General features: G+C 60.4%; 20 protein-coding genes. 5 read left to right on the top strand and 15 right to left on the bottom strand.

Annotation, left to right across the window (positions count from 1 at the left end; translation table 11 throughout):
• On the bottom strand, nt 1-677 hold a 677-nt coding region (locus tag FOI68_RS04695), incomplete at its 3' end, for an IS256 family transposase (protein ID WP_143862473.1).
• A 132-nt stretch (nt 678-809) separates the two neighbouring features.
• Between FOI68_RS04695 and FOI68_RS04690 the strand changes: the two genes are divergently transcribed.
• Nucleotides 810-872 (top strand): CGNR zinc finger domain-containing protein, encoded by a 63-nt coding sequence (locus tag FOI68_RS04690; RefSeq protein ID WP_143862485.1) that lies wholly within the window; start codon nt 810-812, stop codon nt 870-872.
• A gap of 65 nt (nt 873-937) precedes the next feature.
• Here FOI68_RS04690 and gucD read toward each other — a convergent pair whose 3' ends face one another.
• The 3 genes from gucD to FOI68_RS04675 are packed head-to-tail and all read right to left on the bottom strand — an operon-like array spanning nt 938 to nt 3,914.
• A complete protein-coding gene (gucD, locus tag FOI68_RS04685; RefSeq protein WP_143862472.1) occupies nt 938-2,404 on the bottom strand; it encodes an alpha-ketoglutaric semialdehyde dehydrogenase GucD in 1,467 nt (488 codons plus the stop codon).
• A gap of 45 nt (nt 2,405-2,449) precedes the next feature.
• Nucleotides 2,450-3,619, bottom strand: a complete 1,170-nt coding sequence (locus tag FOI68_RS04680) for a UxaA family hydrolase (protein WP_044897911.1) — start codon at nt 3,617-3,619, stop codon at nt 2,450-2,452.
• Nucleotides 3,609-3,914, bottom strand: coding sequence for a UxaA family hydrolase (locus FOI68_RS04675; protein WP_035300834.1), 306 nt, complete (start codon nt 3,912-3,914; stop codon nt 3,609-3,611). The genes FOI68_RS04680 and FOI68_RS04675 overlap by 11 nt, the downstream gene beginning before the upstream one ends.
• 328 nt (nt 3,915-4,242) lie before the next feature.
• Between FOI68_RS04675 and FOI68_RS04670 the strand changes: the two genes are divergently transcribed.
• Genes FOI68_RS04670 through FOI68_RS04660 form a run of 3 tightly spaced genes read left to right on the top strand, consistent with a single transcriptional unit; the run spans nt 4,243 to nt 6,732 of the window.
• A complete protein-coding gene (locus tag FOI68_RS04670; protein WP_143862471.1) occupies nt 4,243-5,013 on the top strand; it encodes an IclR family transcriptional regulator in 771 nt (256 codons plus the stop codon).
• Between the two features lie 25 nt (nt 5,014-5,038).
• Entirely contained in the window at nt 5,039-5,812 is a 774-nt protein-coding gene (locus FOI68_RS04665) for an SDR family NAD(P)-dependent oxidoreductase (protein ID WP_029097894.1), read from the top strand.
• A gap of 20 nt (nt 5,813-5,832) precedes the next feature.
• Complete coding sequence (locus FOI68_RS04660; RefSeq protein WP_044897909.1) at nt 5,833-6,732, top strand: fumarylacetoacetate hydrolase family protein; 900 nt, start codon at nt 5,833-5,835, stop codon at nt 6,730-6,732.
• A 347-nt stretch (nt 6,733-7,079) separates the two neighbouring features.
• On the opposite strand, the gene FOI68_RS23280 is transcribed toward FOI68_RS04660, so the two are convergent.
• The 9 genes from FOI68_RS23280 to FOI68_RS04620 all read right to left on the bottom strand — a co-directional run bounded on the left by FOI68_RS23280 (nt 7,080) and on the right by FOI68_RS04620 (nt 15,145).
• A complete protein-coding gene (locus FOI68_RS23280) occupies nt 7,080-7,568 on the bottom strand; it encodes a copper amine oxidase N-terminal domain-containing protein (RefSeq protein ID WP_255433362.1) in 489 nt (162 codons plus the stop codon).
• Entirely contained in the window at nt 7,565-8,170 is a 606-nt protein-coding gene (locus FOI68_RS23275) for a hypothetical protein (protein ID WP_185973867.1), read from the bottom strand. Before FOI68_RS23275 ends, FOI68_RS23280 begins: the two co-directional genes overlap by 4 nt.
• 452 nt (nt 8,171-8,622) lie before the next feature.
• Nucleotides 8,623-9,603: a 2-hydroxyacid dehydrogenase gene (locus tag FOI68_RS04650; RefSeq protein ID WP_333781415.1), complete on the bottom strand. Its 981-nt coding sequence runs from the start codon at nt 9,601-9,603 to the stop codon at nt 8,623-8,625.
• 15 nt (nt 9,604-9,618) lie between these two features.
• The gene (locus tag FOI68_RS04645) at nt 9,619-10,257 is read right to left on the bottom strand and encodes a bifunctional 4-hydroxy-2-oxoglutarate aldolase/2-dehydro-3-deoxy-phosphogluconate aldolase (RefSeq protein ID WP_143862469.1); all 639 of its coding nucleotides are present in this window, start codon (nt 10,255-10,257) and stop codon (nt 9,619-9,621) included.
• A 19-nt stretch (nt 10,258-10,276) separates the two neighbouring features.
• A complete protein-coding gene (locus FOI68_RS04640) occupies nt 10,277-11,227 on the bottom strand; it encodes a sugar kinase (protein WP_143862468.1) in 951 nt (316 codons plus the stop codon).
• 22 nt (nt 11,228-11,249) lie between these two features.
• Nucleotides 11,250-12,743, bottom strand: coding sequence for a tripartite tricarboxylate transporter permease (locus tag FOI68_RS04635; protein WP_143862467.1), 1,494 nt, complete (start codon nt 12,741-12,743; stop codon nt 11,250-11,252).
• Nucleotides 12,744-12,755: 12 nt separating this feature from the next.
• Nucleotides 12,756-13,205 carry a tripartite tricarboxylate transporter TctB family protein gene (locus FOI68_RS04630; protein ID WP_185973866.1) on the bottom strand — a complete coding sequence of 150 codons (450 nt, stop codon included), beginning with the start codon at nt 13,203-13,205 and terminating at the stop codon, nt 12,756-12,758.
• Between the two features lie 89 nt (nt 13,206-13,294).
• Nucleotides 13,295-14,299: a tripartite tricarboxylate transporter substrate binding protein gene (locus FOI68_RS04625; protein ID WP_143862465.1), complete on the bottom strand. Its 1,005-nt coding sequence runs from the start codon at nt 14,297-14,299 to the stop codon at nt 13,295-13,297.
• A gap of 66 nt (nt 14,300-14,365) precedes the next feature.
• Complete coding sequence (locus FOI68_RS04620) at nt 14,366-15,145, bottom strand: IclR family transcriptional regulator (RefSeq protein ID WP_143862464.1); 780 nt, start codon at nt 15,143-15,145, stop codon at nt 14,366-14,368.
• A 198-nt stretch (nt 15,146-15,343) separates the two neighbouring features.
• On the opposite strand from FOI68_RS04620, the gene FOI68_RS04615 reads away from it, so the two are divergent.
• Complete coding sequence (locus FOI68_RS04615) at nt 15,344-16,069, top strand: alpha/beta fold hydrolase (RefSeq protein WP_143862463.1); 726 nt, start codon at nt 15,344-15,346, stop codon at nt 16,067-16,069.
• Here the strand turns inward: FOI68_RS04615 and FOI68_RS04610 are convergent, their stop codons facing one another.
• Together FOI68_RS04610 and FOI68_RS04605 are read right to left on the bottom strand one after the other, a co-directional pair.
• A complete protein-coding gene (locus FOI68_RS04610; protein WP_044897436.1) occupies nt 16,070-16,507 on the bottom strand; it encodes a hypothetical protein in 438 nt (145 codons plus the stop codon).
• A gap of 17 nt (nt 16,508-16,524) precedes the next feature.
• Nucleotides 16,525-17,046, bottom strand: coding sequence for an ImmA/IrrE family metallo-endopeptidase (locus tag FOI68_RS04605; RefSeq protein ID WP_044897442.1), 522 nt, complete (start codon nt 17,044-17,046; stop codon nt 16,525-16,527).
• Between the last annotated feature and the right edge of the window lie 9 nt (nt 17,047-17,055).

The raw sequence follows: 17,055 nt of genomic DNA, 5'->3' as shown, positions 1-17,055 counted from the left end.
ACGCCCCGGTTTTTCAACTCGTTTACGACATGAAGCCAGAACTTTGCCGATTCATTTTCCCCGATCCAGATGCCAAGTACATCTTTGTGGCCTTCCAAGTCAATGCCAATGGCCATGTAGGCGGCTTTGTTGACGATGGCACCGTCTTGTTTCACCTTGAAGTGAATGGCATCCAGGAACACGACCGCATATACCGCCTGCAAGGGACGGTTTTGCCATTCTTTGATCAGCGGGACGATCTTGTTGGTCACGTTGGAGATGAGGGTAGGAGAAACCTCGATGCCGTAGAGCTGCTGCAGGTGATCCTGAATGTCGCGGGTAGAAACACCCTTGGCATACATGGCAATGATTTGGTCTTCGATACCCGTCACGTTCGTTTGGTTCTTTTTGACGATGGTCGGCTCAAACTCACCGGCCCGGTCACGCGGAACCTGAATGTCCACATCGCCGTACTCGGAACGCACCTTTTTCTTGCTGTAGCCGTTCCGGCTGTTGGTGGTTTTCTTATTTTTCGTGTCGTGCTTGGCGTAGCCAAGTGACGTCTCCAGTTCGGCTTCCAGCATTTCCTGAAGGGTCTCGGCAAACAACTCCTTCAAGGCCGACTGGACGTCTTCCACCGATTGCATGTTCTTTTCCTTGATCCACTGCTTGAGTTGCTCTTTGGTCATCAGGCTCATGGGCTCTCCCAACCTTTCTTAGAATTCATTGTACTCTATTTTGAAGGTTAGGAGTTTACACAAAATAGTTTATAGACTCCTTGGCGATTCCAGTTTATTATCCCCTCGCTATTAAATCGCAATATATACCCCATGCATAGCCGCAACCGGGCCCGCCGCTGGTGTGGAGACAAGATCTGCGGCAACCAGATGTAGGTCCGCCAGTTGCGCAAACGGCAGAAAAAAGGGGAAGCTGAAAGAGGCTTCCCCTTGGCTTGTTTCTATCCTTTTACAAACACCGTCTTGATCGCGGTGAAAAACTCGATGGCCGCCTGCCCCTGCTCGCGGGAGTGGGAGCTGGACTGCTTCATGCCGCCGAACGGGGCCTGCAGTTCCACACCCGCGCTCTCGGCGTTGATGCGCACCATGCCGGCGTCCATGTCGCGGATAAAGGCCAGCATGTTCCCGATGTCCCGGGTGAAGATGGAGGCGCTGAGTCCGAAGCGGGAATCATTGGCCACCTGCAGCGCTTCCTGCAGGGTGTCCACTTTCATCAGCGCCAGCACCGGGCCGAAAATCTCCTCCCGGGCGATGGTCATGTCCGGCGTGACGTTTTCAAACACAGTCGGCTCCACGTAAAATCCGTGTTCGAGGCCGGGCGCGGTCACGCGTTTTCCGCCGCACAGCAGTACGGCTCCTTCTTCGAGCCCTTTTTGGATGTAGCCGAGCACAGTCTGCATCTGCCTTTCGCTGGCGCACGGTCCCATCCAGGTGTCGGGAGCGAGGCCGTCGCCCACTTTCAGCGCGGCCACCCGTTCCAGCAGCTTTTGCTTGAACGCGTCGTAAACGGCGCTCTGGACGATGACGCGGCTGGTGGCCGTGCACTTCTGGCCGGTGGAGCGAAGACCGCCGCTCACGGTCGCCTCCACGGCCAGATCGAGGTCGGCGTCGGCCGCGACGATGACCGGGTTTTTGCCGCCCATCTCCAGTTGGTACTTGGCTCCCCGGGCGAGCGCTCCCAGGCCCACCTGCTTGCCCACCTGATCGGAGCCGGTGAACGTAACGGCGGCGATGCCGGGATGATCGACGATTCCCTGGCCGATGACCGAGCCCGCGCCGGTCACCATGTTGACGACCCCCGGGGGCAGCCCCGCTTCGTCCACGCATTCCATCAGCTTGGCGGCGGTGACGGCGGTTTCCTGCGCCGGCTTGAAGACGACCGTGTTGCCGTAGACGATGGCCGGCGCGATTTTCCAGATGGGGATGGCGACGGGGAAGTTCCAGGGCGTGATCACGCCCACGACGCCCAGCGGCACACGGCTGGTGAACATCAGCCCTTCGCTGTCGGTGGAGGGGATGACGTCGCCGATTTTGCGCATGCCTTCCCCCGCGTAATAGCGCAGGATGGCCACGCCGCGGGCCGTTTCGCCTTTTGCTTCGGGCAGCGTTTTGCCCATCTCCCGCGTCATGGTCGCGGCGATGTCGTCAAGATGCCGCTCCAGCACGTCGGCCAGGCGGTACAGGTATTCGCCGCGGGCGGGACCGGAGAGCTTCCGCCAGGCGGTTTGCGCCGACCGGGCCGCTTCCACCGCTTGGTTCAGGTCCTCGGCGGACGATTTTTGCACGTATCCGACCACCTCGTGCCGGTTGGCCGGATTGATGCTCGCCTCCACCTGGTTGGACGCCGACGGGCGCCACTCGCCGCCGATGTAGTTCTGGTAGGTTTGCGCTTGTGTATGAACGCTCACGATGATTCCTCCTCTCAATAAATGGCTGAAAAAGGGAAACGGCCGCTAGAACGTGGGGCCGATCCGCCAGATGCCGAAGTCGTGCTGCTTCAGGATTTCCGCTTTGGTCAGCTTGCCGGAGCACACGCGGACCAACTCGTCAAAAATCCGCTGCCCTACGGATTGGAGCGTTTCCTTTCCTTCGATGATCGTGCCCGCGTTCAGGTCGATGTTGTCCCCCATTTTCTCGAAAATGGGCGTGTTGGTGGCGATTTTGATCACAGGGGCAATCGGCGAACCGGTAGGCGTACCGCGGCCGGTTGTGAACAGCACCACCTGCGCTCCTCCGGCCACCATGCCGGTCAGCTGCTCGATGTCGTGTCCGGGCGTATCCATCCAGACCAGGCCTTTCTTGGTCGGCCGCTGGGCGTAATCGATCAGCTCCTGCAGCGGCCGGGTGCCGGCCTTGTTGGCCGCGCCCAGGGACTTTTCCTCCAGCGAACTGAGGCCGCCCTTGATATTGCCCGGACTGGGGTTGCCGGTGCGGATGTCCACGCCCATCAGGATGGAGCGCTGTTCCATGGCGTGGATCACTTCGTAGACGCGCTTGGCCACCTTGTCGTCGACGGCGCGGTTGGCCAGCAGATGTTCCGCGCCGATCAGCTCCGTCGTCTCCGCCAGGATCGAGGTGCCGCCGAGGTCGACGATCATGTCGCTGACCACGCCTACGGCCGGGTTGGCGGACAGACCGGAACAGGCGTCCGAACCGCCGCATTCCGTTCCGACGATCAGTTCGCTGAAATCGCACGGCTCCCGCCGCAGGACGGACGCGTCCTGCACCATCTTGGCGGCTATTTTTGCGCCCTGCGCGATCGCCATCAGCGTTCCGCCGTGATCCTGGATGGAGACCAGTTCCACCGGCTTGCCCGTCTTGGCGATTTCCCCGGCCACGCTCCGCGCCTGATGCGTTTCACAGCCGAGTCCGAGGACGACGACGCCGTAGACGTTTGGATTGGCTCCCATTCCGACGTAGGTGCGAAACGTCTGCTCGTAGTCGACGCCCACCTGGGCACAGCCGTGCTGGTGGATAAACGAGACGGTCCCCTGCACCAGTTCGGTGATCTGCCTGGCCGCCTGCGCGGCGCATGTGATCGTAGGCAGAATCAGGACGTGGTTGCGCACGCCGACGCGGCCGTCCGGACGGCGGTAGCCCCAAAAGGTCGTGTCATGCTTCATGGGCGATCTTGTCTCCTCTCCCGCGTTTTCCTTCCAAATTGTGCACATGGACGTGTTCGCCGGGGGCGATGTCACGGGTGGCGACCCCGATGACCTCCCCGTATTTCACGATGTCCTCTCCCTTTCCGATCGGGCGGACGGCAAACTTGTGCCCGAATTCAATCGCATGCGGCAGCGTCACCGTATGCTGCACGTCCAGACAGGCGACGGTGACGCGGCTGTCTGCCGGAATGGGTTCGAGGGCCGTAGCCACGTTGTCATGCGGCTGCATCATGATGGCGCGATAGGCGGACATGGGCAAGCCTCCTTTCCGTATGCAAAGCGCAGGGGATGGGGATACCGGGATGTCGGGGCGCAAGAAGTCGACGGGATGGCATGTTCGGCAGAACGTCCCGTTTGTTTGATGATGTAAAACAACATCCGACAATATCGGATTTGGGTTGGCAATTTTTATGATAGGGCAAGAGGAAAAGTAATTGCAACCGTTTTCTGAATAAAAAAATTTTTCAAAAGAAGATGATTGTTTGGGGGGAAAATCGTGTGCTATGATGAGGGTAATCATTTTACAAAACCTGGTTTATTATACAAAACCGAGGGCACGACAGGAAAGGCGCTGGTTGTTCATGGACAAGAAGTACTGGGTACCCGCGCTGGAGAGGGCCAACGACATTCTGCACCTGCTGGCTGCGGAACCGTCGCGGCTGCGGCTGATGGACCTGGCCAACCGCTTGAAGATCAACAAAAGCTCGATGTTTTCCCTGCTGCACACGCTGGAGACGCTGGGGTGGGTGGTGAAGGAAAAGGGGGGGACCTACGCGCTGGGGCCGACGCTGGGGGCGCTGTCCGCCTCGTACTTCCGCCAGTTCCACATCCTGCAGGCGTTTTACGCCGAAGCGGGCGCATCCGTCCGGCGGGTAAACGAAACGGTGCAGCTCTCCGTGCTGAACGGCCGGGACATTATGTACCTGGCCAAGGAGGAGTGTTCCGGCCCGCTCCGGGTGGCGACCGATCCGGGCATGAAGCTGCCCGCCTACGCCACCGCCATGGGGAAGGTGCAGCTTTCCCGACTGGATTACGCCGAATTGAAAGCGCTCTATCCCGAGTACCGGCTGGAGCCGAGGACCCCGCACACGGTCCGCGACGTCGATCAGTTGTGGGCCCAGCTTGCGCAAATCAGGGCGTCGGGTTACGGCAGCGACGAGCAGGAAGCGATGACCGGCTTTTTCTGCGTGGCTGCCCCGGTGTTTAACCACGAAGAGCAGATCATCGCCGCCGTGAGTTTTACCATGCTGGAGAACAGTTGGATGGAAAAGGCGGACGCGGCCCGGGACGAAATCATCGATCTCGGCAGGCGGCTTTCCGTGCGCGCCGGTCATGTCTTTTCTCCAGGATAAAGGATTGCCGGAAAGGGGCGATTGCATGAGGCTGAAGGGAAAAGTGGCACTGATCACGGGCGGCGGCTCGGGGATCGGGAAGAGCACTGCGCTGTTGTTCGCGCAGGAAGGGGCGGCCGTGGCGGTCAACGACGTCTCCGCGGAGAGCGGAGAGGAAACGGCCCGCGAGATTCGGCAAGCCGGCGGTGAAGCCGTGTTCCTGCAGGCGGACGTCACTGACGACGGGCAGGTGGCGGCGATGGTGGAACAGGCTCTCAAGGCGTTCGGTGCCATCGACGTGCTGTTCAACAACGCCGGGATCTCCGGAGTGGGCGCTGTCCACGAGACCAGCGAGGAACTGTGGGACCGGGTGGTGGCCGTCAACCTGAAGGGCGTCTTTCTGCCCAGCAGGCACGTCCTGCCCCACATGATGGAGCGGCGGGCAGGCTCGATCATCAACATGTCCTCCTGCATCGCCGAAATCGGGCTGATGCGGCGGGCTGCCTACGCCGCCACCAAGGGCGCGGTCCTGGCCCTGACCAAATCGATGCAGGTGGATTACGCCCCGTACAACATCCGGGTAAATGCGCTGCTGCCCGGCACGATTCTCACCCCGTTCGTGGAACAGTACCTGCAAACGTCCTACGACAACCCCGACGAGGCGCTGGCTGCCATCAGGAAACGGCAGCTTACCGGCGAACTCGGCCGGCCCGAAGACGTAGCGAAGGCCGCCCTTTTTCTGGCGTCGGATGAGTCCCGCCTGATGATGGGATCACCCTTGTACATCGACAGCGGGGTCGTGTTTGGAAAAATGGCATAAGACAGATGGAGGGAACCACGATGAAGCTTTTGACCTTTTATGCGGAGCGCGGCCTGGCGCTCGGCGTCAAGACGGACCGCGGCGTACTGGACGTAACGGCGTCGGTGGAGCGGCACGGAGGAGCGGAGGCTGTACCGCAGACCATCCGCCGGTTTCTTGAGGGAGGGGAGGAGGCGTTTCAGGCGCTGGCGGCCCACGTCCGCCGCATGGAGTCGGCGGGGGAGCCGCAGTTGTTCCTGGACGAATCGTCCCTGCGCTTCGGGCCGTGCGTTCCGGAGCCGGGCAAGATCATCTGTGTCGGACTGAACTACCGAAAGCACGCGGAAGAGTCCAACATGGCCGTGCCCGAATATCCGGTGCTGTTCAACAAGTTCAGCAACACGCTGGCCGCCCACAACGACGAGATCACGCTGCCCGCGGAATCGCAGCAGGTGGATTACGAGGCGGAGCTGGCCATCGTGATCGGCAGGCGGGCGAAGCGGGTGAAGCGGGAGGAGGCCCTCTCGTACGTGGCCGGGTACTGCAACGCAAACGACCTGTCCGCCCGCGACCTGCAGATGCGCACCAGCCAGTGGCTGCTGGGCAAGAGCTGTGACGGCTTCAGTCCGCTCGGCCCCTACCTGGTCACCTCCGACGAGGTAGGCAATCCGAACGATCTGGAGATCACGTCCATCGTCAACGGCGAAGTGCGGCAGCACTCCAACACCTCGGACATGATTTTCCCCTGCGACGAAATCGTCCACTACATCTCCCGGTACATGACCCTGGAGCCGGGCGACGTCATCCTGACCGGTACGCCGGAGGGCGTGATTCTCGGCTATCCCAAAGAGCGGCAGGTGTGGCTGAAGGACGGGGACGAGGTGACGATCGAGATCGAAAAGCTGGGCCGTCTCACCAACCGGATGAGGCGGGAGGCGTAATCCGGAGGAAAAGTCTGTGCAGCAGCGACAGAAAACCGGACCTGTCAGAGGTCCGGTTTGGTGTGCAGACAAAGTGACTGCTGGGAGGAGAAGCACGTTTCCGGCTTCCGCTCCGTGCTCGCCCACCAGGGAAGCAAAAACTGCACGCTCCGCACCGCTTTGCGGGGGATCGCCAAAGCCGCATTGCTGCGCAGCCCATTCCAAGGTGGCGCTCCTTTTTCCCGCAAATCGCTGCTCCGCTCGGTAGGGCTCACAAGTCGCTCTGCCTGGAAACATGCTTCTCCTTCGATCCAATTGATTTGTCTTCAGTCTGAACCGGACCTGTCTGAGGTCCGGTTTTTCCTGCGCTAATTGGTATCTGCCGCATCGTCCGAATCATTCGTGTTCGAGGAACCGCTGTCGTCCGCATCGTTCGAATCATCCGTGCTCGAGGAGTCGCTGTCCGTGGAATCATCCGAGCCCGAAGTACCGCTGCCCGAGGAATTGTCCGTACCCGACGTGCCCCCGCCCGTCTGGTTCGTCGCGTCCGGCGCGGTCGAGCCCGCAGGCTGCGATTCGTCCACGTGATTGTCGTCGATGATGATGATCTGTCCGTCTTTTTGCCAGTCGACCGTGGCCTCCAACTGCTCGCTGATGAACCGAATCGGCAGGTAGAGGCTGCCGTTTTTCACCACGGGCACGGCGTCGGTCGTGATCTTGTTCCCGTTCGTTTCGGCTTCGTTTTTGTTCACATGCAGCGTGATCGTGCGGTCCCCGCGGGTTACGGTGACGGTGCCTGCGGCCTCATCCCAGCGCACGTCCGCATCCAATGCCTCGCGGATGACCCGCTCCGTCACAGAGCTCGTCCGCCCACGATAACCGGCGCCTGATCCATCGTGAGTTCCTCGCCGTTGACGAACGTTTTGACATCCGTCACGTTCGCCTTGGCATACAGTTGGCCCAACTTTTGAAACGGTTCGGTATCTCCGGGCTGGTAGGTTCGCTCCAGCAGTTCTTTTTGCACCTCGATCGCCTGCGGCAGATCGGCGATGTCGACGAGTGCGTTGACCAACTCCTCGTACGTGGCTGCCACCTGCTCCGTCACCTCGGGCGCGTCTTTCAACTGCTGGCGGAGTTCGTTCAGTTTTTCCGCGGACTGCACCGCTTCCTGGACGCTCAGGGTGGTGGGGGACTGATCGGACGTGGTTGCGGGGGAGGTTGTTGTATCGCTTTCGGTTTGAGAGAGAGTGTCCGCTGTCGATTGGTCATCTGTGCTCGCCGATGTGTCAGAGCCGGCTTCATCCGCCGTCCCGGCTGCGCCGCCGGCGGCATTCTCGCCCTGCACATCGCCATGGGCCGCCGTATTCCGGTCCGCAAGTCCTTCCGTTTGCGCCAGCGCTGCGGGTACGGCGCCCAACATCAAGGCAGCCGTGAGAGAGGCCGTTACGATCTTTTTCATCAGTGATCCTCCTCCTTTTTGCAAATGATGTCGACGTATCGCGACAGTGTCATTCTACCAAATGCTGCTAGACGGAAAATGATCGAATAGACCAAAAATTTTATACAGCCATGGTCCTTCGCATGCTGGCTAAAACAGCGGCAGGCGCAGGCACATCTTCACCCGAACGCGTCGGTTCAGTCCCATGTTCGTGATCGGTTGGTACGATGCAAAGCTGCGCGCGGTCGCCTAAAAATGGAAGGATGGCGCTGTTCGTTGAGGGTGGAGACGGCGGAGGAAGGGCGGAAAAAACGGTCGAAGGGTCCGCCCGTCGATGTTCCGACAAATCTAGGCCAAATCTCGTGCAGGCCCGGACCATTTTGAGGCGAAGCAACAAATTTGTTCCAAAAGCAGTCTTTTTCTGGGGAAAAAGCAACCGCACCGATGTCGACAATCGGTGCGGTTTGGCGTGTTTAGGAGAAAACGGACGGATTCAACAGATTCTCGGGCCGCTCCCCAAACAGGCCGGCCAGCATGTTGCGCGCCGCTTTCAGCGCCATGTTTTCGCGCGTTTCGCGGGTGGCGCTGCCGATGTGGGGCAGGGTCACCACATTGGGCATGCTCAGCAGCGGATTGTCTCTGGACACCGGCTCAACCGCGTACACATCCAGTCCGGCGCCGGCGATGCGCCGCTCGGAAAGGGCGTGGATCAGCGCCTGTTCGTCGACGACGCGTCCGCGGGAAGTGTTGATCAAAATCGCATCCGGCTTCATGAATGCCAGTTCCCGTTCGCCGATCAGCCCGGTTGTCTCCGGAGTCAGCGGGGTCATCACCACGACGTAGTCGGAGCGGCGAAGGAGATCGTCCAATCCGGCGTATTCCGCGCCCAGTGATCGTTCCGCCTCCTCTTTGCGGGTACGGTTGTGGTAGAGAATGCGCATGCCGAAGCCTTTTGCCCGACGCGCCACTGCTTCGCCGATCCTTCCCATGCCGACGATGCCGATGACCGCGCCGTGCACGTCCTTGCCCAGCATCAGGCTGGGGAGCCACTCGTTCCACCGTCCGTCCTTGACATACCGATCCGCTTCCGGGATGCGGCGGGCAGCCGCCATCAGCAGCGCAAACGTCAGGTCGGCGGTCGTCTCGGTCAGCACGTCCGGCGTATTGGTCGCCATAATGCCGCGGGCGGTCAGTTCGTTCAGATCGAGGTTGTCGTACCCGACGGCTATATTGCTGACGATTCGCAGGCGGGGAGCGCGGTCCAGCACGTCCGCGCTGATTTTATGGCGAGAGTAGATCATCAGTCCATCCGCCTGTTCCAGACCGGCGAAAAACGCGGCGTCGTCCAGCTTCTCCTCGATGTCGCGGTAGTCCAGCGTACAGCGCTCGCCGAGCAGGGCTAACGCGCTCTCCGCAATCCGGTGGGGGATAAAGATGCGCGGTTTTGTCACCACATACCACTCGCTTTCCTAGGATCTCGCCTGTTTGACGGCCTCCGTAAACTTACGGGCGGTTTCCGTCAGTCTGGACAGGTAGGCCTCGCTTACTTCTTCCTTGAAGCTGACCAGGGAACCGCCGACGCCAACAGCGACGGCTCCGGCGCGGATGTACGCGGCGGCGTTGGACAGGTCGATGCCGCCTGTCGGCATCAGCGGAATGTGCGGCAGGGGCCCGTGAATGTCCTGCAGGTAGCGAGGGCCGACCACGTTGGCCGGAAATACTTTGACCACGTCGGCACCGTGCTCGTACGCCGTGAGGATTTCCGTCGGAGTGAGCGCCCCCGGAATGCTGATGACGCCATACCGCTTGGTCAGGCGGATCGTCTCGGGGTGGACGGTCGGTGAAAAGATGAAGGATGCGCCCGCCATGATCGCGGCGCGGGCCGTCTCCGGATCAAGAACGGTACCGGCCCCGACCACCACCCTGTCATCGAATTCATCCTTCACCTGCTCGATCAGCGTGAGTACTTTCGGCGTCTCCACGGTGATTTCCAACGTGGTGACACCGCCCTCGTAGAGTGCCTGGACGACCGGCATGATTTTGTCCGGAGTCGCCCCGCGAATAACGGCGACGATGCCGCTGTCGATGATTTTGTCCAATACACGCATGGCTGCTCTCCTCCCATGATTAGCGTATCACTTCTTCATTGGGCTCCTCGGCGAACCGCTTCAGGTCGGCCCGCTCCGGCAGCCCTTCCACGTCGCCGTTCACCATCGTGACGATCGCGCCGACGGCATTGGCCCGTCTGACCGCGTCGGCCATCGGCAGGCCGTCCAGTAGACCGGAGACAAACCCGGCGGCAAATCCGTCTCCCGCGCCTACGGGATCGACGACGCGGTCCACGCGGTAACCGGGGATGTATTCGTCCGTCTCCCGGGTAAAATAGTGGGCTCCTCCTTCCCCCAGCTTCAGCACCACCGTCTGCGCGCCGTGCTCGAGAAAGCGCCGACCCAGCTTCAGCGGATCGCTTTCGCCGAACAAAAACTCCCCTTCCGACAGGCCGGGCAGGACGATGTCCGCTTGAGCCGCAAGGGCCAGCAGCGTCTCGCGGGCCTGTTCCTCCGGCCACAGCTTTTTGCGCAGATTGGGGTCAAACACCACGGTCAATCCGTGCTTTTTCGCCAGCGTGATCGCCGCCTGGGTCATCGCCCGGCAGGTGTCACTGAGCGCGGGCGTAATGCCCGAGACGAACAGATACTTGGCCTGGGCCAGGTACTCTTCGTCCAGATCGCCTGGCGTCATGCGGCTGGCGGCTGACCCTTTTCGGTAGTAATAGACGTTGACGTCGTTGGCGCTGCGAATCTCCTTGAAGTAAATTCCGGTGGGGGCGTCCGGGTCCAGCCGGACGCGGCTAACGTCCACGCCTTCGCCGCGGACGAACGCGAGCAGCGCTTTGCCCAACTCGTCGTCGCCCACCCGGCTGATCCAGCCGACGCGGTGTCCCAGCCGGGCGAGCCCGATGGCAAAGTTGGTCTCCGATCCGCCGAATTTTCGCGAGTACGTGTGGGCATAGCGCATGAAACCCGTGGTTTCCGGGGTGAAAAGCACCATCGTTTCTCCAAAAGTGACTACGTCCATCTTGGTTTCCTCCAAAGCAGCGTTATTGATAAGCGCGTTTCCGCTGCTGCCATACGGCTTTCACGATCGGAGTGAGAAGAGTAATGGCAGAGAGCAGCAGGAGAACCAACGGGATCGGGCGCGTGTAAAAAATGTCGTAGCTGCCGTTGGAAAGCGCCAGCGCACGGCGGAACTGGCTTTCCGCCATCGGACCGAGAATCAGTGCCAGTACGATCGGGGAAGCGGGGAAATCGTACTTTTGCATGAAGTACCCGACTACACCGGCGACCGCCATGATGATGACATCGAAAAAGCTGTTGTTGATCGCGTACGAACCGACGATGCAGAGCACCAGAATGATCGGCGTCAAGATTTCCCTGGGGATTTCCACCACTCTGGCGAAATAGCGGGAGGCGAACAATCCCATCAGGAGCATGATGGCATAGCAGATGATCATCCCGATGAACAGGGTGTAGACCAGGTCGCCGTTGTTCTTGAACAGCAGCGGACCGGGCTGCAGCCCCTGCACCATCAGCGCGCCCAGCATGACGGCGGTTACCGCGTCTCCGGGAATCCCCAGCGTAAGCAGCGGCACCAGCGCGCCGCCCGTGCAGGCGTTGGCGCCCGCTTCACATGAGGACACGCCTTCGATCTTCCCTTTGCCGAACCCGTCCTTGTCTTTGCTGAACCGCTTTGCTTCGTTGTACGAGACAAACGCGGCGATATCCGCTCCCGCGCCCGGGATAATCCCGATAAACGTGCCCAGGCCGGTGGAGCGGAGTAGGGTCGGGATCAGGCGGCGAAGCTCGGCCCAGGAAGGGAGAATCTTTTCGATTTTCACCTTCACTTTCTCTTTTACGTTCATCTCCGAAAGCGACTTGAACGCTTCCGAGGCGGCGAATAAGCCGATCATGATCGGAATGAAGGGGACGCCGTTGACCATCTGCTCAATCCCGCCCGTAAAGCGGGGGAAGCCGAGAATCGGGTCAAGCCCTACCATGGCCAACAGCAGCCCGACCATCCCGGCGATCAAGCCTTTGACCAGCGATTTGCCGGAGATGCTGGCGATGATGCTGAGACCGAAAACAGCCAGCGCAAACGTTTCGGGCGCGCTGAATTCCAGCGCGATGTTGGCCAGGATGGGAGAGAGGAACATCAAAATGACGATGCTGAGCGTTCCTCCGGTAAACGAGGAGAGTGTGGCGACGCCAAGCGCCTTGCCGGCCATTCCCTTTTGCGCGAGGGCGTAACCGTCCAGAGCGGTGGCGGCTGCCGCCGGCGTACCCGGCGTCTTGAGCAGGATGGCCGTAATCGAACCGCCGTACACCCCGCCGAAGTAAACGCCCGACAGCAGCAGCAGTCCGGCCACCGGCTCCATGCCGAACGTGAGCGGCAGCACCAGCGCCACCCCCATCGTCGCCGTCAGCCCAGGGAGCGCTCCGACGATGATGCCGACCGCCACCCCGACAATGGACATCACCAGCGCGAAAGGGTCTGTGAAAATGTTGCTCAGCCCGTTGAGAAACATGTCCAACATGCGGTTCCCTCCTTACTCGAAGAATAGGCCTGCAGGAAGGGGAACCTGCAGCACTTTTTCAAAGACGAGATAGATAAACAGCGTCACCAGTACGGCCACAGCGACGGTCGGCACCGGCTTGCGGTAGCCGAGCAGCCACATGAACCCCAAGAGAAACACGGGCGTGGAGAGAAAAAAGCCGCATAGGCAGATGAGTGCAAGAAACGCAAAGGTACAGACAAAACCGAGCAGCGTCCGCTTCCAGGACGTCTGTCCCGTTTCCTCGTCTCCACCGCCCCGACGGCGATATCCGGAAGCGATCAGGATGAGCGACAGTACGAGCAGGATGGAGGCGATCAGCCGGGGGAAGAAGCCCGCACCCACATCCGTGTCGCCGACAGACGGGAAATTTCCTGCGGTGATCCACGTGGCGACGGACAGGACGATCAGAAGCAAACCGACAAAGATATCAACCTTCTTCACGAGTGACCCTCCTAGGCAAGGGCGGGTTATGGGAAACACCGCGCAATCTGCGGGACACGGGCTTAGCGGTTACCCGTGTCCGAATTCTCTTACTTTTTCAAGCCAAGATCGGCAACAAGTTTGGTAAACAGTTCGCTGTCCCTTTGAATCGCCTCTTTGAAGGCAGCATCATCAGCGTAGGACACGCCCAGGTTCATGTTGTCGAGGACATCGGTAAAGGCCTTGTCTTCCGTCACTTTTTTGGCTGCCTCTTTCAGTACGGCCACCACGTTGTCCGGCGTATCTTTCGGCACGGCGAGGCCTCTCCAGGTGCCGATCGACAGATCCACGCCTTTTTCCTTCAAGGTCGGCACGTTTGCAAACTTCGGCAGGCGTTCGTCGGCCATCACTCCCAACATTTTCAACTTGCCGGCCTGCACCTGGGCTGTCACCTCTGCCGGGCTTACGGATACCGCTTCGATGTGACCGCCAAGCAGGGCGGTTACGGCCGGATTGGCACCGTCATACGGGATGTGATTGAACTTGGCGCCGGTTTTTTGCTCCAGAGCCGTGGCAGCCAGATGCCAGATGGCACCCGTACCGGAGTTGCCGATGCGTACTTTGCCCGGATTTTGTTTCGCGTAGTCGAGGAATTCTTCGATGGTGTTCCATGGTGCGTCGGCGCGTACGGTGATGGCCGCCGGGTCGGCGTTCAGCCGGGCGACTGGTTTGAAATCGTCAGGGGTAAAGGCAGCCAGTCCCAGCGGCGGAAGCGTTGTCATTTCCACGGTAACCAAGGTGACCTTGTAGCCGTCCGGCTTTGCTTTGCTCCCTTCGCTCATGCCGACGGCCCCGCCGCCACCGGTCTTGTTCACGACCCCGATCGGCTGCGGCAGCACCTTTTTGGCCGAATCGGCAAATGCGCGGGCGACCGCATCCGTGCCGCCGCCGGCCGCATAGGGAACGATGAGTTCGATTGGCTTTTTCGGGTAGTCTCCCTCGCCTGGGGAGCCATTGCCGCCGGACGGCGATGCCGCATTGTTGGAGCCGCAGCCGACGAGGGCGGCGATCAGGGCGGAAGCAGTCAAACCTGACAGGAAGCGTTTCCAATTCATATTGTCATCCTCCATTTCGTTTTTGTTCCTCATTACGGAACATCGTTCCGTAACATGCTGAAAAAATTACCCTCGGTATCCAAGGTGTTTGGAAATTTCCCGAGCGTAAAAAACAACACGATCCTTGCAAAACGCCAGCTTCTCTTCGTTCATCCGCATCGTCGGGCCGGATACGCTCACCCCAGCCACGGCTTCCCCGTTGTGATTGAGAATGGGGGCGGCAACGCAGCAGATGCCAGGTTCATGCTCTTCCCTGTCGAGGGAGTAGCCGTTGGCCTTGATCTCCTGCAGATGGACGAGCAGGTCATCCAGGGACGTGATTGTATTCTCCGTGAACTTTTTCAGTCCGCGCTGGGCGGCGATGCGCCGTACCTGCTCCTCCGGGAGGTAGGCGATGATCGCCTTGCCGACGCCGGTGCAGTGAACCGGTGCCCGTTTGCCGATCAACGAGTACATGCGAATGGTGTAAGGGCTTTCAATTTTCTCAATATAGACGACTTCTCCGTCCTCCAGGATTACCAGATGGGAGGTTTCCCCCGTTTCCTGCACCAACTGGTTCAAGATTGGCTTGGCGATCGTGCGGATTTCTAGGGATTGCGTCACGATCGATCCCAACTCGATCAGCTTCAATCCCAGCAGATATCGTTCCGTAAGCGGATCCTGCCTGACGTATCCCTGGTTTTTCAGAGAGGTCAGCAGACGGTGAACCGTACTTTTTGCCACATCCATGCGGTGGGCCAGTTCCGTAATGCCCAAGCCGTCGTTATGTTCCTTCAACAAGTCCAGGATGTACAGCGCCCTGTCAACGGACTGAACCGAAGAGGCATCGCGTACAGTTTTTTCCATTTTACACCTCCTTGTCGGCGTTGTTCTTCATTGCGGAACATTGTTCCTTTTTTATATTGTCTGAATTCATCTTAATTTTTTTCGAGTACGTTGTCAATGAAAAATGATCCGTGATGCAGACGGACGCGGTGATTGCGACATACTACCTGACAAGGAAAAACTCATACAGCGAAACGAGGGACGCGTGTGAACAGGAGGATGAAGCGTTGGGGATTGGTTCTCGCCGCGGCGGTTGTGCTGCCGGCTGCGGCTGCCGCGTGGTATTTTCAGCCGTACGAGGCGGACAGCGCCGCGATTCGCGCCATGCGGGACGGGGAAGGCGTGTCGGTTACGACGAAGCACGGTTTGATCGTGTTTGAAGGGAGCGAGGTGAGGCCGCCCGGCATCATCTTGTACCCCGGCGGGTTGATCGCGCCGGAAAGCTACGCGCCGCTGGCGAGGGCGTTGGCCGCGTCCGGACGGCGGACCGTCATCGTCAAGATGCCGTTTTATCTGGCCGGCGCCGGTGTCGACCGGGCGGATCGGGTGTTTGCCGCCTATCCCGGCGAAGCGTTTGTCATCGGCGGCCATTCGCTTGGCGGCACAATGGCTGCGCGCTATGCGGCCAGCCATCCCGGCCAGGTGAGCGGTCTCTTTCTGCTCGCGGCGTACCCCGACAAGCAGGGAAACGTGCGCCATGCCAATCTGCCCGTGCTGTCGCTCATCGGTTCGCGCGACGGCATCGTGGACAGGGAGAAATGGGAGCAGGCCGCTCAATTTCTGCCGGCCGACACGGCCTACATCACCATCGAGGGGGGAAACCACACCCAGTTTGGTAGCTACGGTCCGCAGAGAGGGGACTACCCTGCCGCCATCCTGCCGCATGATCAGTGGCAGCAGACAGCCTCCATCCTGGATGGCTGGCTCAGAAGGCTGCCGCGTTGATCAAAACAGCGCCTCCCCCGCATCCCCGTCCCCAATCCGCCCTGTCTCGTACGGCGGAGAGATGATGCCGGAGACGACGCCGACGATGCGGATGTTTTCCGACGGCAGGACGAGCGGCGCGACTCCCTCCTTGGCGGCGGCAAACACGCACTCCACCGGATTGACGTCGGCGGCAATCCGTACGATGTACTGCCCCTCCTGCCTCACCAGGACAGGCCTGCCCCGCACCGGCTCCAGAGAAAAGTCGGCGATCAGCAGGGCGTCCCCCGCCCGGATCCCGATGTTTGCAAGCCCGCCGTCCCGCATGATCAAGGCGAAACGGGCCACGTGGTAGCTGGCCGCATGCAAATACGGCATCAGGGAAAGCTCCTCATCCTCCAGCGGCAGCTCAAAGAAACGGGTGCTGTAGGCATCGCCGGCGATAAACACACGCTTCATTCCACATCCTCCTCTCGTCACCACGCAACGGGATACCCTTTGGCGTACAGTCTGTTGAGAAAACGGTCAAACCGCTTTTGGGCAAAGTCGAGCGGCACGCGGAACGTCCGGGCCAGGTAGAAGGGCGCTTCAAACCGGGTGCAATGCCCGATCAGCGCGGTGAACATGTAGTACGGCATCAGCAGGTGTTCGGCGAAGTGATTGGCCTGGGCCTCCTGCCAGTCAATCATCAGGTCGCTGCCCAGCGGCTGGACGCCTTCGTGCAGCAGCAGATGACCCAGCTCGTGGGCGATTTTGACCCGCCGCGCGGGCTCGTCCAGCCGCTCGTCGACGGCGATCACGAAGCGGCCGGCTTCTGCCGGATGCCGGTGAGCGCGGCTCCGCCCGCGGATGCTGCGCAGCTCGATGCCGTAGCTGGCGCACAGATCGGTCAGGCGGATCTGCTCGGGACGCTGGATTCCGTGGTGCCGCAGCAGCAGGTAGACACGTGATTCCAGCCACGTCTGCGGCTGGCAGATATCGGATACGAGGGAGTGCATGGGAACCTC

The sequence above is a fragment of the Brevibacillus sp. LEMMJ03 genome (assembly GCF_007197875.1).
GTDB lineage: Bacteria > Bacillota > Bacilli > Brevibacillales > Brevibacillaceae > Brevibacillus > Brevibacillus thermoruber.
This window is presented reverse-complemented; position numbering and strand designations above follow the sequence as displayed.

Excerpts from the sequence above, each read along its gene's own strand:
- FOI68_RS04680 (WP_044897911.1), bottom strand. The coding sequence starts at position 3,619 with ATGAAGCATGACACGACCTTTTGGGGCTACCGCCGTCCGGACGGCCGC.
- FOI68_RS04675 (WP_035300834.1), bottom strand. The coding sequence starts at position 3,914 with ATGTCCGCCTATCGCGCCATCATGATGCAGCCGCATGACAACGTGGCT.
- FOI68_RS04670 (WP_143862471.1), top strand. The coding sequence starts at position 4,243 with ATGGACAAGAAGTACTGGGTACCCGCGCTGGAGAGGGCCAACGACATT.
- FOI68_RS04665 (WP_029097894.1), top strand. The coding sequence starts at position 5,039 with ATGAGGCTGAAGGGAAAAGTGGCACTGATCACGGGCGGCGGCTCGGGG.
- FOI68_RS04660 (WP_044897909.1), top strand. The coding sequence starts at position 5,833 with ATGAAGCTTTTGACCTTTTATGCGGAGCGCGGCCTGGCGCTCGGCGTC.
- FOI68_RS23275 (WP_185973867.1), bottom strand. The coding sequence starts at position 8,170 with ATGAAAAAGATCGTAACGGCCTCTCTCACGGCTGCCTTGATGTTGGGC.
- FOI68_RS04645 (WP_143862469.1), bottom strand. The coding sequence starts at position 10,257 with ATGCGTGTATTGGACAAAATCATCGACAGCGGCATCGTCGCCGTTATT.
- FOI68_RS04640 (WP_143862468.1), bottom strand. The coding sequence starts at position 11,227 with ATGGACGTAGTCACTTTTGGAGAAACGATGGTGCTTTTCACCCCGGAA.
- FOI68_RS04635 (WP_143862467.1), bottom strand. The coding sequence starts at position 12,743 with ATGTTGGACATGTTTCTCAACGGGCTGAGCAACATTTTCACAGACCCT.
- FOI68_RS04625 (WP_143862465.1), bottom strand. The coding sequence starts at position 14,299 with ATGAATTGGAAACGCTTCCTGTCAGGTTTGACTGCTTCCGCCCTGATC.
- FOI68_RS04620 (WP_143862464.1), bottom strand. The coding sequence starts at position 15,145 with ATGGAAAAAACTGTACGCGATGCCTCTTCGGTTCAGTCCGTTGACAGG.
- FOI68_RS04615 (WP_143862463.1), top strand. The coding sequence starts at position 15,344 with ATGAAGCGTTGGGGATTGGTTCTCGCCGCGGCGGTTGTGCTGCCGGCT.
- FOI68_RS04610 (WP_044897436.1), bottom strand. The coding sequence starts at position 16,507 with ATGAAGCGTGTGTTTATCGCCGGCGATGCCTACAGCACCCGTTTCTTT.
- FOI68_RS04605 (WP_044897442.1), bottom strand. The coding sequence starts at position 17,046 with ATGCACTCCCTCGTATCCGATATCTGCCAGCCGCAGACGTGGCTGGAA.